Origin of the sequence: Pseudomonas sp. J452, from assembly GCF_024666525.1 — a bacterium.
In the GTDB taxonomy this organism is placed as follows: domain Bacteria; phylum Pseudomonadota; class Gammaproteobacteria; order Pseudomonadales; family Pseudomonadaceae; genus Aquipseudomonas.
Genome location: NZ_CP088294.1, coordinates 64,042 through 79,928 on the forward strand (window position 1 = coordinate 64,042; position 15,887 = coordinate 79,928).

Sequence of the window (15,887 nt, forward strand, 5' to 3'; positions counted from 1 at the left end):
ACGCCCCGAACCAGTCGGGGCGTTGGTTTGGCCTGCAGTCAGCGCGTTTTCACACAGTCTGAATGGGCGGGCTTCTTTGCATCTGGTGCCGGAGACAGGAATCGAACCTGCGACCTTCGCGTTACGAGTGCGCTGCTCTACCGACTGAGCTACACCGGCGTAGGCTACATTCTGCCGGAGCAGGTAGCACAAATCGACACGATTAAACCGCCACCTGCATCTTCTGCCGCTCGGCATCTTCAAGAATCTTGAAAAACACGGTTTCCAGAGAAACCGCAGGCTTGACCGTCAGTACATGCCCACCCGCCATGTTCAGGCGGGCGATAAATGCCGGCAAATCAGCCTGCATCACCTCAAACTCGAACTCGCCTTCACGCAGACACTTGGCTGCGAGCTCGAAACCGGCCTGAGCATTGAAACGCACCAGCAGACAGTCCGCCCGCTCTGCGGCCAGTTCACGCGGTGAGCGCACGGTCAGCAACTCGCCCTTGTTGATAAAACCAAAACGATCGGCAATACGCTCCACATCGTGCAATACATGGGAGGTAAAGAAGATTGCGCCACCTTCCTTCTTGTACTCATTGAGAATATCCACCACATCCTTGCGCCCGACCGGATCGAGACCAGAAAGCGGCTCATCCAGCACCAGCAACTTAGGCTGAACGACCATGGCATGCGCCAGGGCTACTCGCTGCACATTGCCTTTGGAAAGTTCACGGATACGCCTGTTGGCATTCTCAGCTACGGAAAAACGCTCCAGCACAGACATGCACCAAGCTTTGGCATCCTTGCGCTTGATGCCATACATGGACAGCGCCATACGCAGGATTTCCAGCGGGGTGAACTGCTCGTAGAGTGCAGGGGACTCAGGCACAAACGCCAGCGGCTGACGCGCCTCAGCACGCCGCGCATCCACCCCGTAGATGCTGACCTGCCCCTGGTAATCATTGATGATGTCGAGCATCACCTTGATGGTGGTGGACTTACCAGCACCATTGGGGCCGACAAAGCCAAAGACCTCGCCTTCCGTAACATTTAAGTTGATATCACTCAGAGCGCGAAGCTGGTTACCCTTGCCGAGAAAGGTGTAGCTGACGCCATGAAACTCAAGAGCAATCGACACTAACGCTCCTCCACACCGGCGACCTTGAGCTTTTTAAGCATAAAGCGCCCATCAATAAATTCGTATCCCAGCTTAAGCGGGTCCTCTGGAAACACCTTCAACAACCCAGCCTGCAATAGTTGCAGAGGCTCTTCCAAGGCTTGCCCCATAAGTTTCTCATACTGGCGCTGAGCCTCGCGCAAGACCACCAACCCCTCCAGTCGGACTGCTCGCTTGGCGAGCATAGCTTTCAGCTTAGGGTCTCTCGTTTGATCACGCTCATTTTGCAGAAACTCAAGCGCTACGCGCTCATCCTTAATGCCTTCAACCTTAAGCATAATGGCAAATTTTCGAAAGCCAGCGGCGTTGTTGGTCGAGCGCCGCGCTGCAAGCTCTAAATACTGAACAGCAGTTTGCTTGTCTCGTTCAAAAAAATACTTATTAAAACCATAGAAAAAAGGAGGAAACTCATCCCAGAAACGACAGTCACTGGCACGCATTAGCACCAAACCACTCTCACTTTCCGCTCCCCCCCAGGCCAGCAAGCCATTCGCCAGATAAAAGTTATCTTCGTGACAGGGATTTAGTCTAGCCACCTCATGCTGGGCCCTCGTTAAGTAGCCATTATCCACCCGCCCCCAATCAACCCCTGTAGCCGCCAGCCGCATAGTTTCCAGATTGGCCGCAAGAAAACGATCTCCACCAAATAGAAGCAACAGCACAGGAGCAGCAATAACCACGCGCCCCTCAACAGGCGGTTCAACCAAGCGCCCGAAGGCACGCCACTGAGACACAGAAGAGAAGAGAGCGAAACCCGCAAAAGCGAGAAGTAATGGAATATATCGATGGTTACGCATAATTAGGAAAAACGCTTACGTTCAAACACCCAAATAGCCAAGCCCAGTAGAGCCAAGGCATAGCCAAAGTTACTCAGAATTAACCACGGCCAATCCAATGGGAGAAATTCTGATTTGCCATAAAGCGCCAGCATACGAATGTCCAAAGCACCAAGGTCTGGCAATAGATAACCCAAAACGCCCAAACCTGCTCGATAGCCCTCGGCATTGACAACCAAACCAGCATCACGCGTGAGCAAGTCAATAATCGAAGCATAGGATCGAGCCACAAGCATGAACCCAAAGGTACCAATCATTACAAAACTGGGTGTAGACGCCACCATCGCAACAAGGACCGCCACCGCAGTTAATACAAAAAAATCAAGAGCCATAAAAATAAAAACCGCAACATATCCCCCCCCCAACACCACAGGGGTGGCCTGAGGGTAAAAATTCCCGGCCAGCTCCACCAATACAGCCAGCACCACGGCAAGCACTAGAAGTAAAAGCAGTAAGCCCACTAGAATTGCGGCAACCCGCCCAACCAAGAAAACCCATCTTAAATGCGGATAGGAAAGCGCCCCCAGGTAAAAGCGCTTATCAAATTCACGGGAAAATAGATCCTGAACAAGGAAAACCAACAAAAGAGGCAACAAAATACGGATCGTCGAAAAGCCTACATCCAAGGCGACTGTTGCGGGTTGACGCCCTCCAAAATACGCAGACAAAGTTGAACTCAAGGCAACAGCCAGAATTACCCCGACGGATATCCCAATATAGTTTGCCTTAAGCATTAAGCGCATTGCGCTCAGGAAAACACTTAAAACTGGCATTTAGTCAACCACTACTAGAGCAACCTAAAAACGAGCACGCCAGAACTCGCCTGCAAGAAGCGCTCACTCCAAAAAACGAAAAAAGGGAGAAATCTCCCTTTTTTCTAACCAAAAACCAATTACTGCAAGCGACTTGCAGCAGCTGCTTCAGCATTGCTCGCACTGCAAGCCGTACCTTCGTACTGAGGAACAATTGTACCTTGGCCGCTAGAGCCGGTATAAATCACCGCACCAGTGGTTTCCGTGTACTGAGCCGGAACAAAAGGCACACAAGTCTCAACAGTCGTTGGGTTACCAAACCGGTCATCAGGACCCGCAGCAGAAGTGCAATTCAAATCTTCAACAGTGCGCGAGGTCGTGCGACCGGAAACACTGCAGGTACCAATTGAGACCTGCGAAGCATTGCACTCAACGCCAGCCATCACATTCGAAGAAAGGTTGATACTAACGTCCTCACTCAGCAAACCGTCCGGGCAATCCGAAACAGCCAACTTTCCAGAAACGTCGTACGTCACTGTAGCCTGCGCGGCGCCTGCAAGCAGCATGCAAGCAGCAAAAATAGAGAGCTTTTTCATATAATTTTCTCCAACCTTACTGAAGCGAGGATACGACGGCCGTAGTATTGTTCTTGGCATCAGCCAAGGCAGTTGAATCATTCGCCTTGGCGCGATATTCATTAAACTGCGGAATAGCAATTGCGGCGAGAATACCGATGATCGCGATGACGATCATCAGCTCGATCAGGGTAAAGCCTTTTTGTTGCTTGAGAGACTTCATGGAGGAACTCCTGTGTGATTGAGGTCAACGACCTGCGTAGTACAAAGCAGATGCCGTGCCAACTTGCAAAACCTCTCACACAGCGCAATCCCCAGCCATCGACTCACCGCCACATCACCACGCCGAGTCAACAACTGACGTTTTTTGTCATCCAACAATGCCACTCTTGGGCTTGGCGCCTCAACTGCGCTATAAGTTCAGCACTCCATTCTCTTTTTATCTCATTAGCGAAGCGCGATGAACGATATCCCCGCCCTGACGGGCCTGGCTCGCCAACTGGTAACCGCCGAACTGCTGGACGAGCGCACTGCTGCCCAGGCCCACGCCCAGGCCTTGCGCAACAAGATCCCCCTAGTTTCTTATCTGGTGCAGAACAAACTCGCTACCAGCAGGGCCGTGGCAGAGATAGCAGCAGAACAATTCGGCGTTCCTTTCTGCGACCTCAGCGCCATCGACAAGGAAAGCCAGCCACGCGACCTGGTCAGCGAGAAACTGTGCCGCCAACACCGAGTGCTACCGCTTTATCGCCGCGGCAACAAACTGTTTGTCGCGATGTCGGACCCGACCAACCATCAGGCGGTCACCGATATACAGTTCAGCACCGGCATCAGCACCGAGGCCCTGCTGGTTGAAGACGACAAGCTGGGCGATGCGCTGGAAAAGTTCTTCGATGCCGGCAGTAGCGGCATGGAAGATCTGGCAGATGTCGATCTCGACGGCCTGGATGTTGAAGCTGTCAATGACGACAAGGACGACGCTGGCGGCGGCGAGGCCTCCGACGATGCGCCGGTGGTTCGCTTTATCAACAAGATGCTACTGGACGCAATTAAGGGCGGCTCTTCGGATTTGCATTTCGAACCTTATGAAAAAGCCTATCGGGTGCGCTTTCGCACGGACGGTATCCTCCATGAAGTAGCCAGACCGCCGATTCAACTGGCTAGCCGCATCTCCGCTCGTCTCAAGGTCATGGCCTCCCTCGATATCTCCGAACGGCGCAAGCCGCAGGATGGCCGAATCAAGATGAAAATTTCCAAGACAAAAGCCATCGACTTTCGAGTCAACACCCTCCCTACGCTCTGGGGAGAGAAGATTGTCATGCGGATTCTCGACCCCTCCAGCGCGCAGATGGGTATTGACGCCCTAGGCTATGAAGAAGAACAGAAGCAACTGTATCTCAATGCCCTGAAGCAGCCGCAAGGCATGATTCTGGTGACCGGGCCGACAGGTTCAGGCAAGACGGTATCGCTGTACACTGGGATCAACATCCTCAACACAGTCGACATCAATATCTCCACCGCCGAAGACCCAGTGGAAATCAACCTGGAAGGCATCAACCAAGTCAACGTCAACCCCAAGCACGGCATGGACTTCTCCCAGGCCCTTCGCGCCTTCCTGCGCCAGGATCCCGATGTGATCATGGTCGGCGAGGTGCGCGACTTGGAAACTGCAGAAATTGCAATCAAGGCCGCACAAACCGGGCACATGGTGATGTCAACCCTGCACACCAACAGCGCCGCAGAAACCCTGACCCGCCTGCGCAACATGGGCGTACCTGCTTTCAACATTGCCACCTCGGTCAACCTGATCATCGCCCAGCGCCTGGCGCGCAAGCTATGCAGCAGCTGCAAGAAGGAAGTTGATATCCCAAGGGAGACCCTAGTCAAGGAAGGTTTCCCCGAAGACAAGATCGGAAGCTTCAAGATTTACGCACCCGTCGGTTGCGAAAACTGCAAGCATGGCTACAAAGGCCGTGTGGGTATTTATGAAGTAGTTAAAATCACACCTGCCCTGCAACGGCTTATCATGGAGGAAGGCAACTCCATTGAAATCGCCAAGCAAGCGAAAAATGATGGCTTCAATGACCTGCGCACATCCGGGCTGTTCAAGGCGATGCAAGGCATCACCAGCCTGGAAGAAGTCAACCGCGTGACCAAGGACTAACCCATGGCGGCCAAAACTCTAAAAACCAGTGCCTTTATCTGGGAAGGTACCGATAAGAAAGGCGCCAAGATCAAGGGCGAGCTAACCGGTGAATCGCCAGCCCTGATCAAGGCTCAATTGCGCAAACAAGGCATCAACCCGCTGAAAGTCCGCAAAAAACCGGCCGCCCTATTCAGCGCAGGCAAGAAGATCAAACCGCTGGATATCGCCCTGTTTACTCGGCAAATGGCGACCATGATGAAAGCCGGCGTGCCACTGCTGCAGTCCTTCGACATCATCGGCGAGGGCTTTGAAAACCCCAACATGCGCAAGCTGGTCGACGAAGTGAAGCAGGAAGTAGCAGCCGGCAACAGTTTCGCCGCCTCGCTGCGCAAGAAGCCGCTGTTCTTCGATGACCTGTATTGCAACCTGGTGGACTCGGGCGAACAGTCTGGCGCCCTGGAAACACTACTGGATCGGATTGCGACCTATAAAGAGAAGACCGAGGCACTCAAGGCCAAGATCAAGAAGGCCATGACCTACCCTATTGCGGTAATCGTTGTCGCAATTATCGTAACGGCTGTTCTCTTGATCAAGGTGGTTCCACAATTTGAAGCCGTTTTCCAAGGTTTTGGCGCCGAACTACCTGCATTCACCCAGGTGGTCGTTGATATGTCACGGGGCCTACAGGAATGGTGGTTTGTCTTCCTGTTTGCCATTTTCGGCGCCATCTTCGCCTTCAAAACGACCCACCAGCGCTCCGAGAAATTTCGCGACTTCCTCGACCGCACCCTACTCAAGGCACCGATCGTCGGCGATATCCTCTATAAGGCCGTAGTGGCTCGCTACGCTCGCACGCTGGCAACAACCTTTGCTGCAGGCGTGCCGTTGGTGGACGCACTCGACTCCGTCGCCGGCGCCACGGGCAACGTGGTATTCCGCAATGCCGTACATAAAATTCGCACCGATGTTTCCTCGGGCACCCAGTTGAATTTCTCCATGCGCACCACCGGCATCTTCCCGAGCATGGCCATCCAGATGACCGCCATTGGCGAGGAGTCCGGCTCGCTGGACGAAATGTTGGACAAGGTTGCCGGCTTCTACGAGGCAGAAGTGGACAACGCAGTCGACAACCTGACAACGCTGATGGAGCCTATGATCATGGCCGTTCTGGGCGTATTGGTCGGCGGTCTGATCGTCGCCATGTACCTGCCAATCTTCCAGTTGGGCGCAGTGGTCGGATAACTTATGGCTTTAAACCTTCTGGCCGGCAATTTGCCGGCCTTTGTTTTATCCGCCCTGCTGCTCGGCCTTTTGATCGGCAGCTTCCTCAATGTAGTGGTCTATCGCCTGCCGAAAATGATGCAGCGCGAGTGGCGCATGCAGGCCCGGGAAATCCTCGAACTACCCGAAGAACCTGCGGGCGAGACCTTCAATCTGGTCCTCCCCCACTCCAGCTGCCCGCATTGCGCACACCAGATCAAACCCTGGGAAAATATTCCGGTCCTGAGCTGGCTGGCGCTACGCGGCAAATGCTCCAGCTGCAAGGCGCCGATCAGCAAGCGCTACCCGCTGGTGGAACTCGCCTGCGGTCTGCTCTCTGCCTATGTCGCTTGGCACTTCGGTTTTGGCTGGCAGGCCGGCGCCATGCTGGTATTGAGCTGGGGCCTGTTGGCCATGAGCCTGATCGATACGGATCACCAACTGCTGCCTGACACGCTGGTGCTGCCGCTGCTCTGGCTGGGCTTGATCCTCAACTATCACGGCCTGTTCGCCAGCCTTGGCGATGCCTTGTGGGGTGCGATCGCCGGCTACCTGAGCCTGTGGTCGGTGTACTGGCTGTTCAAGCTGGTGACAGGCAAGGAAGGCATGGGTTATGGCGACTTCAAGCTACTGGCCATGCTCGGTGCCTGGGGCGGCTGGCAAATTCTGCCGCTGACCATTCTGCTGTCATCACTGGTCGGCGCCGTACTCGGCGTAATCATGCTGCGCCTGCGCAATCAGGAAACCAGCACACCCATCCCCTTTGGTCCCTATCTGGCGATTGCCGGCTGGATTGCGCTGCTCTGGGGTGATCAAATAACCGGAGCCTATTTGCAATTCGCCCGGTTTTAAATGAGCACACCCTGGATACTCGGCCTTACAGGCGGTATCGGTAGCGGCAAGAGCGCCGCCGCCGAGCATTTCATCCGACTCGGCGTGCACCTGGTTGATGCGGATCATGCCGCACGCTGGGTGGTCGAGCCCGGCCGCCCAGCCCTGGCTCGCATAGCCGAGCACTTTGGCCCGCAGGTCCTGCAGGCCGACGGCCAGCTGGATCGCGGCGCACTGCGCCAGCTGATCTTCCAGGACGAGCAACAGCGGCGCTGGCTGGAAAGCCTGCTGCATCCGCTGATCGGCGAAGAGATTCGCAGCTACCTGGCGCGCGCAGAATCACCCTATGCCATTCTGGTTTCACCACTGCTGATCGAGTCTGGCCAGCACCACATGACCCAGCGCGTACTGGTCGTGGATGTGCCCGAACACCTGCAACTGCAGCGCACCATGGCCCGTGATCAGGCCTCCGAGGAACAGATCAAGGCCATTCTCAGCGCCCAGGCCAAGCGTGATGAGCGCCTGCGCCATGCCCATGATGTGCTGCACAACGATCGCGATCCAGCCTGGCTACGTAGCGAGGTTGAACGCCTGCACCACTTTTACCTGACCCTGCGTGGAGGACAACCTTGAGCAGTACCGTTGAATGCCCAACCTGTGGCGCACCCGTCGAGTGGGGCCCGCAAAGCCCGAATCGGCCCTTCTGCAGCGAACGTTGCAAGTTGATTGATCTAGGCGCCTGGGCCTCGGAAAGCCATGTGATTCCTGGCGACCCAGTCGAAGACGAACTGTTCTCCGGCGAGCTGCCGCCGCGCGAGCACTAAAGCCTGACTGGGACTGACTTCCGCAGAAGCAGCTTCAGCGCGATTAGAGCCCTATTGCATCCATCCCTCAGGGCCGCATAAAGGCATAGTCGCGCTGATCGTCGAGGTTGTCGGCCAGGAACAGCAGCTCTTCGGCCAGATCCTTCGGCGAACGAACCTGCTGACTGCTCTGCACCACCGCACTCAACAAAGCCCGCAACGCCATTACAGGCTCGATACCCAACTCACGCGCCTGCTGCAAACTGCGCTCGACTTCGCCTCGCGCCCACTCATGCGCGCCCATATGCACTCCTCCTGTGGTTTCGTGCAGTGTGCGGCCATGGCCTGCAATCGGGTTGATCTGGATCAACCACCCGAGGCCCATCAACCGGCTGAACACTGTGGTATCAGGATGGCGGCGGGTCATCCTTCCACGGCGCCGACAGATAGCGCGTGCGGTTGAAGGTTTCCAGCCAGTCCGGGTAGAAAACCACCAGCCCGGTGACCAGCATGCCGTTGATAAAGGCCTCGGGAAACATGATCAGCCACAGGTAACCGACAAAGTCTTCCAGCCAGGGTGGCATCACGTACAGGCCATCGAGCCACAACACGCCAAGACCGGCCAGCAGCGCCAGCAAAACCGCCAGCGCCGCCGGAAAGAAACCGCAGAAGAAGATGTAAACGAACAGGTTGCGCGGCTGGCGGCGCTCGACCAGTTGGGCGCACTGCTCGCTCACCAGCACCGGGATCAGCACCAGCAAGACGGCATTCAACCCCAGCGCCTGCAGATCCTGGCGCCCTACCGCCAGCAACCCCAGCTGCGCCACCAACCCGCCCAGCACGGCGAGAGGCCACCCCAGCAACAGGGTCACCACGGTCATACCGATAAAGTGGTAGGACAGTCCGGATGCAAAATCCCGCCGCACCAACCAGAGCAGAAACAGCGCCAGCACGGTGCCATACAACAGATGCTGACGGCGCTGATCGCTGCACAGCTCAACCCAGGGCGTACGCCAGATCGCCCAGAGCAGGGCTGGCAGATAACACAACCACCCCAGCCACAGGCTAGTCGCAGACAGCAGCTCGGCGCCGATCACGGCCCGGCCTGCTCCAGCGCCGCAGCCAGAGCCGATGCATCGGTGAAGCTGCGTTGTGCCAGTAAACGTCCTTCGCGCAGGTCAAGCCAGAGTACCGTCGCCGCTGCCGCCGGGTAGCGGGGCACTACCCGCGCCTGGCGGTCGAGCAACACGCGATAGCTGTAATCGCGCATCGCCGGCACGGCAAACAGACTGGCGATCGGTCCGGGCATACGGCTGATATCCGCCAGAAACAGCGCATGCCGCTGCTCCAGATAACCCTTGGGTTTTCCCTGCAACGCAGCCTCCAGCAGCTTGGCACCCTCCATATCGCGTGCCACCAGCAACACTTGTAACTGCTCATCCAGGCTATAGGGTTGCTCGAACTGATCGAGCAACGTCCAGGGCGCCAGACGCTCGCCAGGCTCGACAGCCATAACCACAGTGGAGAACAGGCCGAGCAGCAGTAGCCAAGTCTTTTTCATGGCGCCGTACCTATTTGACGTTGATGCAGGCAATCTCAAATGCCTACGGCTTTCGCGACTTCAGCTGCTAACCCTGCAGTGCGCAGGGCTGATGCGCAACCTTTACCCGAGAGTCTCGGCACCGGTCATGGACATGACAAAGTGCCAGCAGGCTGAACAGGAGCGACTAGACTCCTACCTGACTCCGCGACTCAGGAAGTGACGCGAAGGGTTCATTAATCGCCACTCGGGGGTTCAGGATGCAACCCACGGTTTCCCGGCCGCTGCGCTTGGCCGGTATTTATATCCTGTTCAGCGCCGCCTGGATTCTGCTCAGCGACCAACTGCTGCTGGCCCTGAATCTCGAACCGGATACCCTCAGCAGCGTGCAGACTTACAAGGGCCTGGCCTTTGTCGTGGCCAGCAGTCTGCTGATCCTGTTCATCGCCCGGCACGACCAGCGTACCCAGCAGGCCCTGGAAATCAGCCTGCGGCGCAACGCCGAGCAACTGCAGCAGACCCAGCGCGATGCCGGACTCGGCAACTGGACCTTCGATGGCAACTTCCGCTGGTCTGCCGAGGCCCTGCGCCTGCTGGAGCGCGCCCCCGAGCACGACAGCAGCAGCCTGGAGGAGTTTCTCGGCTGGCTCCACCCGGCCGACCGCAATGCCGTGCAGCGCGCCCTGCTCAGCCTGTTCGACGGCTCCTCGCCACTGCTGGTGAACGCCCGCCTCAATCGCCCGAGCAACGAAGCGCCAGTCTGGCTGATGCTGCGCGGCGTACGTGATGCCAGAGGCAACAGCCAGGGCACCCTGCAGAACATCAGCACACAGAAGCGCGACGAGCAGGCCCTGCGCGAAAGCGAGCAGCGTTTCCGCCAGCTGTTCGAGCAGACCCCGCGCATCGCCGTACAGGGCTACGACCGCGAACGCCGGGTGATCTTCTGGAACCAGGCGAGCACCCAGCTCTACGGCTACGAGGTGACCGACGCCATGGGCCGGCGCCTGGAAGAGCTGATCATCCCGACGGCCATGCATGCCCAGGTGGTCAGCGATATCAACATGTGGATGATCGGCGGCCCGGCTATCCCGGCCTGCGAACTGACCCTGCAACACCGCGATGGCAGCCCGGTGCACGTGTATTCCAGCCACCTGCTGCTACGCAATGCACGCAACCAGCTGGAGCTGTACTGCGTCGACATCGACCTCGGCCAGCAGAAGCAGGTGCACGACGAACTGGAAGCCAGCGAGGCGCGTTACCGCGAACTGGTCGAGCAGCTGCACGAGGCGATCTTCCTCACCGACAGCCGCGGACGCCTGAGTTTTCTCAACCCGTCCTGGCAGACCATCACCGGCTACAGCATCAACGAAAGCCTGGGCCGGCCCCTGCTGGACTTCATTGCCGGCGATCACCGCGAAGCGCTCGGCCAGCATATTTCCACCATTCTCGGACGCCAGAACAGCAGCTGGCTGGGTGAGGTACGTCTGCTCGAAAGCGATGGCCACACACGCTGGATTTCCCTGCGCCTAGCCGCTGGCGAGCAGCATGGCCTGGGCCTGCACGGCAGCCTCAGTGACATTCACCAGCAGCGCCAGACCCAGGCCCTGCAGGAAGCGCGCAATGCCGTGCTGGATCGCATGCTCGCTCAGCGCCCACTGCAGGACACCCTCAACGACATGGTGCGCCGCCTGGAGCACATCAACCCGGAAATGCTGGTGTCAGTGCTGCTGGTCGACAAGGAGCAGCTACAGGTCGTGGCCGCGCCCAGCCTGCCTGCCAGCTATTCGACAGAAGTAAACGGCATGCCGGTGCAGCTCGGCCTCGGCAGTTGCAGCCATGCCGCTGCCAGCGGCGAACTGACCATAGTCGATGACCTCAGCCAGCATACGAACTGGGTGACCCTGCGCGAACAGGCCGCCCAGGCCGGCCTACGCGCCTGCTGGTCGCTGCCGTTCAAGAACGACCAGGGCGAGGTACTCGGTGTATTCGGCATCTACTACCGGCGCGTGACTCGCCCGGCCGCCGACGACATAGCCCTGGTCACCGAGTTCACCCGCCTGGCCGGCCTCGCCGTGCGCCAGCACCAGCGCGATGCCGAACGCCTGCAGAGCGAACTGCGTTTCCGCGCCACCTTCGAGCAGGCGGCCGTCGGCATCGCCCATCTGGCACCGGACGGACACTGGCTCCGGGTCAACCAACGCCTGTGCCAGATGCTCGGCTACAGCCGCGAGGACCTAGTACAGCTGACTTTCCAGGACATCACCTACCCGGACGACCTGGCAGCGGATCTGGAGCTGACCAACAAACTGCTCAACGGCGAGATATCGCGCCTGAACATGGAGAAGCGCTACCTGCGCCGCGACGGCAGCCTGCTGTGGGCCAACCTCAGTGCCACCCTGGTGCGCCATACCAATGGTATGCCGCACTACTTTATCTCGGTGGTCGAGGACATCGGCCTGCGCAAGCAGCAGGAGCTGGCCCTGCAGCAGGCCGCCACGGTATTCGAAAGCACCCAGGAAGGCGTGGTCATCGTCGACTCGCGGCGGCGCATCCTCACCAGCAACCCGGCCTTCACCGCCATCACCGGGCTCAACCCGCAGCAGGCCATCGGCCGCCGCCTGCCGCTTATGCCGGGCAGCAGCGTCGAACGCACGCGTTACCGCACCCTGTGGCGCAAGGTCGAGGAAAGTGGTCATTGGCAGGGTGAACTGAACAGCCGCCGGCAGGACGGCTCGCGCTTCCCCTTCTGGCTCACGGTCAGCCGGGTACGCGGTTGCGATCCACTGCAGCCGCAGTACGTACTGACCTTCACCGATCTCAGCCAGTACCGCGACAGTCAAGAGCGCCTGGCTCATCTGGTGCACTTCGACACCCTCACCGACCTGCCCAACCGCCTGTTCGCCAACGAACGCCTCAACCATGCCCTCGAACACGCGCATCGGCATCACGAACGGGTGGCGGTGCTGTTCTTCGATCTCGACCACTTCAAGACCATCAACGAAGGCCTCGGCCACAAGGTCGGTGACGAACTGCTGATCGCCGTGGCGCGGCGCCTGCAGCAGCGCCTGCGCAACGAAGACACCCTGGCGCGGCTGAGCAGCGACGAGTTCCTCATCGTCCTGGAAAACCTGCAACGCCCCGATGAGGCGGCCAGCATCGCCCGCACCCTGCTCGAACTGCTGGAGCGCCCGCTGCAACTGAGCAATGGCCGCGAAGCCTACCTAGGCGCCAGCATCGGCATCAGCCTGTACCCGGACGACGGCCTGTCCAGCGACGAGCTGCTGCGCAACGCCGAGGCCGCCCTGCACCAGGCCAAGCAGGAAGGCCGCAACACCTACCGCTTCTACACCGAGGGTCTGACTCACCAGGCGCACAGTCGCCTGGCCCTGGAAGCACAGCTGCGCCAGGCGCTGAAACGCAACGAGTTCTCCCTGCACTACCAACCGCTGCTGGACAGCGACAGCGGCCGGCCGATCGGCGTGGAAGCCCTGCTGCGCTGGAACAGCGAGCAGGGCATGATCTCGCCGGCGCGCTTCATCCCGTTGGCCGAGGACACCGGACTGATCGTGCCGATCGGCAACTGGGTGCTGCGCGAAGCCTGCCGGCAGATGCAGTTCTGGCGCCAGCAAGGGCTTGATCTGAAGACCCTGGCGGTCAACTTGTCACCCCGCCAGTTCCGCCAGGCCGACCTGCTGCAGCAGGTGCGCGATGCCCTGCACGACAGCGGCCTGCCCGCCGAATGCCTGGAACTGGAGATTACCGAAGGCGCGCTGATGGACAACGTCGAGCAGGCGCGCGCCACCCTGATGTCCCTCAAGGGACTCGGCCTGAAGCTGGCGGTCGACGACTTCGGCACCGGCTATTCGTCGCTGGCCTACCTGCGGCGCTTCCCGCTGGACAAGCTGAAGATCGACCAGAGCTTCATGCAGGGCGTCCCCGAAGACCAGGCCAACCTGGAAATAGTCGCCACCATCATCGGCCTGGCGCGCAACCTCAAACTGCGCGTGTTGGCCGAAGGCGTGGAAACCCCGGCCCAGCTGCAGGCCTTGCGCCAGCTAGGTTGCGAGCAGTGCCAGGGTTATCTGTTCAGTCGCCCGCTGAGTGCCATTCAGCTGGTCAACTGGCTACGCGGCGACCATCAGTCGGTCGGTTGATCCAGGTCATAGAAGAACGCCGGCGGAAGACTAGACTGCAGCTTCCAACCCCCTGTGGAGGCATGCGATGAACGTTCTTATCCGCCAGGTCTCGACCCCGCAAGGCAACCGCTGGCAAGTGTGCATGGACCAGCACGGCGTCAGCTTTCGCAGCGAAGCCGAAGCCCGCGAGTTCGTTGCCACCCTGCAAGCGCGACTGCAGGCACCGCACCCGTTGCCCTGGCGAACGGCAGCCCAGCAGATGCAAACCGCCAGTTGAGGGCGCCGCGCCCGGGAACCTGTCTCGGCTCCTGAAAACGCCCCTCTCCCCAACCCTCGGCTTTGGCTTCCTGCGTCGCTCTACCTCCTGCATCCATGCAGTCGTCTCCCGTGAACGGGAGAGGGGGCAGAAGCACAGCGCACCCACCCTAATGCCGTCATGACGATTTAGAACAGATCGCAAACAGACTATTAACGCCGGCTCCGGTCTTGGTCTTGCCCTGGCGTCTAGAACTCCAGTGACTGGCGCCGCGCATGGCGTGCCGTGGCGATTGCCAGCACGACCGTCAGCACACCGCACACGCAGATGATCAATGCCATGGGCCGCGCCGTACCGTCGTGCAACACACCGACCATGCCCGCCGCTGCCGCCGCGACGATGAACTGCAACGAGCCCATCAGCGCCGAAGCACTGCCCGCCTGATTCCCCTGCCCGGCCATGGCGCAGGCCGATGCATTGGGCAGGATGCACGACAAGCTAGCGAGGCAGATAAACAGCGGAATCATCAGTGGCCACAGCGCCTGGGGTTGGGCCAACGCCACGGCGAGCATCGCCAGCCCCGCCAGCAGGTAGACCCACACCGTACGCTGCAGCCAGTGCCGCGGACCATGGTGGCGCAGCAGCCAGCCGTTGAACTGGGCGGTGAGGATGAAGCCAGCCGCATTCAAGCCGAACAGCCAGCCATAGTTCTGCGCCGAAACCCCGTACAGGTCGATGAACACGAACGGCGAGCCGGCGATATAGGCAAACATCCCGGCCATGGCCACCCCCCCGGTCAGGCCGTTGCCGATCAGTTGGCGGTCGCCGAGCAATTGCCCGTAGCGCCGCAGCGCACCCGACAACGCCGGGCGCGGACCATCGGCGGGCAGGGTCTCCGGCAGCCACAGCAGAATACCGACCAGGCTCAGCGCGCCGAACAGCATCAGCCCATGGAAAATCGACTGCCAGCCAAACAGCTCCAGCAGTACGCCGCCGCCCATGGGCGCGAGGATCGGTGCCACGCCCATGACCAGCATCAGCTTGGAAAAGGTCTTGGCCGACTCCAGCGGATCGCACAGATCACGCACCACCGCGCGGGAAATCGCCATGCCGGCGCAACCGCCGAGGGCCTGGACGAAACGCGCGGCGATCAGCCAATCAAGGCTAGGCGCCAGGGCGCAGCCGAGCGAAGCCAGGGTGAACAACAAGACCCCGACCAGCAGGGGCCGGCGCCGACCATAGCGATCGGCCAGCGGCCCATAGAGCAGTTGGCCAAAGGCGATACCGACGAAGTAGGACGCCAGCGACAGCTGCACATGCTCGACATCGGTGGCGAACTCCCTGGCCAACGTCGGAAAGCTCGGCAGGTAGAAGTCGATGGCCATCGGCCCGAAGGCACTCAGGGCACCGAGGATCAGCAGGATGCGTAAATTCATGGCTTATCCACTGCGGGGCGTGCCCCGGAAAAACGTCGGGCGCCAGCACGGCGCCCGCTATTCGAAACTGCAGCGGTTGAGCAGGTCATACGCCCTGCCCGACAGGTAGCCGGATGTAATCCGGGGGAAATAGGTGCATACCCGGCTCCCGGAT

The 15,887-nt window shown here is 59.3% G+C and carries 16 protein-coding genes and 1 tRNA gene; 7 read left to right on the plus strand and 10 right to left on the minus strand.

Going from position 1 to position 15,887, the window contains the following annotated elements; all coding sequences use genetic code 11:
• Nucleotides 1-83: 83 nt before the first annotated feature.
• The 6 genes from LRS11_RS00255 to LRS11_RS22320 all read right to left on the minus strand — a co-directional run bounded on the left by LRS11_RS00255 (nucleotide 84) and on the right by LRS11_RS22320 (nucleotide 3,548).
• Nucleotides 84-159 (minus strand) — tRNA-Thr (locus tag LRS11_RS00255).
• 43 nt (nucleotides 160-202) lie between these two features.
• Nucleotides 203-1,123: an ABC transporter ATP-binding protein gene (locus tag LRS11_RS00260; protein ID WP_260495017.1), complete on the minus strand. Its 921-nt coding sequence runs from the start codon at nucleotides 1,121-1,123 to the stop codon at nucleotides 203-205.
• Nucleotides 1,123-1,959 (minus strand): hypothetical protein, encoded by an 837-nt coding sequence (locus LRS11_RS00265; RefSeq protein WP_260495018.1) that lies wholly within the window; start codon nucleotides 1,957-1,959, stop codon nucleotides 1,123-1,125. The genes LRS11_RS00260 and LRS11_RS00265 overlap by 1 nt, the downstream gene beginning before the upstream one ends.
• Before the next feature lie 2 nt (nucleotides 1,960-1,961).
• Entirely contained in the window at nucleotides 1,962-2,771 is an 810-nt protein-coding gene (locus tag LRS11_RS00270) for a hypothetical protein (RefSeq protein ID WP_260495019.1), read from the minus strand.
• Between the two features lie 119 nt (nucleotides 2,772-2,890).
• Nucleotides 2,891-3,346 carry a hypothetical protein gene (locus tag LRS11_RS00275; RefSeq protein ID WP_260495020.1) on the minus strand — a complete coding sequence of 152 codons (456 nt, stop codon included), beginning with the start codon at nucleotides 3,344-3,346 and terminating at the stop codon, nucleotides 2,891-2,893.
• 16 nt (nucleotides 3,347-3,362) lie between these two features.
• On the minus strand, nucleotides 3,363-3,548 hold the full coding sequence (locus LRS11_RS22320) for a prepilin-type N-terminal cleavage/methylation domain-containing protein (RefSeq protein WP_312026989.1): 186 nt from the start codon (nucleotides 3,546-3,548) through the stop codon (nucleotides 3,363-3,365).
• Nucleotides 3,549-3,785: 237 nt separating this feature from the next.
• On the opposite strand from LRS11_RS22320, the gene pilB reads away from it, so the two are divergent.
• The 5 genes from pilB to yacG are packed head-to-tail and all read left to right on the plus strand — an operon-like array spanning nucleotide 3,786 to nucleotide 8,386.
• Nucleotides 3,786-5,489, plus strand: coding sequence for a type IV-A pilus assembly ATPase PilB (pilB, locus tag LRS11_RS00285; RefSeq protein WP_260495021.1), 1,704 nt, complete (start codon nucleotides 3,786-3,788; stop codon nucleotides 5,487-5,489).
• 3 nt (nucleotides 5,490-5,492) lie between these two features.
• Nucleotides 5,493-6,713 carry a type II secretion system F family protein gene (locus tag LRS11_RS00290; RefSeq protein ID WP_260495022.1) on the plus strand — a complete coding sequence of 407 codons (1,221 nt, stop codon included), beginning with the start codon at nucleotides 5,493-5,495 and terminating at the stop codon, nucleotides 6,711-6,713.
• Nucleotides 6,714-6,716: 3 nt separating this feature from the next.
• Nucleotides 6,717-7,583, plus strand: coding sequence for a prepilin peptidase (locus tag LRS11_RS00295; RefSeq protein ID WP_260495023.1), 867 nt, complete (start codon nucleotides 6,717-6,719; stop codon nucleotides 7,581-7,583).
• Nucleotides 7,584-8,195, plus strand: coding sequence for a dephospho-CoA kinase (gene coaE / locus LRS11_RS00300; protein WP_260495024.1), 612 nt, complete (start codon nucleotides 7,584-7,586; stop codon nucleotides 8,193-8,195). It begins immediately after the preceding gene.
• Nucleotides 8,192-8,386 (plus strand): DNA gyrase inhibitor YacG, encoded by a 195-nt coding sequence (yacG, locus tag LRS11_RS00305; protein ID WP_173203703.1) that lies wholly within the window; start codon nucleotides 8,192-8,194, stop codon nucleotides 8,384-8,386. The genes coaE and yacG overlap by 4 nt, the downstream gene beginning before the upstream one ends.
• Before the next feature lie 67 nt (nucleotides 8,387-8,453).
• Here the strand turns inward: yacG and LRS11_RS00310 are convergent, their stop codons facing one another.
• From LRS11_RS00310 to LRS11_RS00320, 3 genes are all read right to left on the minus strand, one after another.
• A complete protein-coding gene (locus LRS11_RS00310) occupies nucleotides 8,454-8,669 on the minus strand; it encodes a hypothetical protein (RefSeq protein ID WP_260496981.1) in 216 nt (71 codons plus the stop codon).
• 103 nt (nucleotides 8,670-8,772) lie between these two features.
• A complete protein-coding gene (locus LRS11_RS00315) occupies nucleotides 8,773-9,462 on the minus strand; it encodes an energy-coupling factor ABC transporter permease (RefSeq protein WP_260495025.1) in 690 nt (229 codons plus the stop codon).
• Nucleotides 9,459-9,926 (minus strand): FAD/FMN-containing dehydrogenase, encoded by a 468-nt coding sequence (locus tag LRS11_RS00320; RefSeq protein WP_260495026.1) that lies wholly within the window; start codon nucleotides 9,924-9,926, stop codon nucleotides 9,459-9,461. Before LRS11_RS00320 ends, LRS11_RS00315 begins: the two co-directional genes overlap by 4 nt.
• A gap of 239 nt (nucleotides 9,927-10,165) precedes the next feature.
• Here LRS11_RS00320 and LRS11_RS00325 point away from each other — a divergent pair, with 239 nt between their 5' ends.
• Complete coding sequence (locus tag LRS11_RS00325; protein WP_260495027.1) at nucleotides 10,166-14,059, plus strand: EAL domain-containing protein; 3,894 nt, start codon at nucleotides 10,166-10,168, stop codon at nucleotides 14,057-14,059.
• Nucleotides 14,060-14,126: 67 nt separating this feature from the next.
• Entirely contained in the window at nucleotides 14,127-14,318 is a 192-nt protein-coding gene (locus tag LRS11_RS00330; protein WP_260495028.1) for a hypothetical protein, read from the plus strand.
• A gap of 227 nt (nucleotides 14,319-14,545) precedes the next feature.
• Here LRS11_RS00330 and LRS11_RS00335 read toward each other — a convergent pair whose 3' ends face one another.
• Nucleotides 14,546-15,733 carry a Bcr/CflA family multidrug efflux MFS transporter gene (locus LRS11_RS00335; RefSeq protein ID WP_260495029.1) on the minus strand — a complete coding sequence of 396 codons (1,188 nt, stop codon included), beginning with the start codon at nucleotides 15,731-15,733 and terminating at the stop codon, nucleotides 14,546-14,548.
• Nucleotides 15,734-15,887 lie beyond the last annotated feature (154 nt).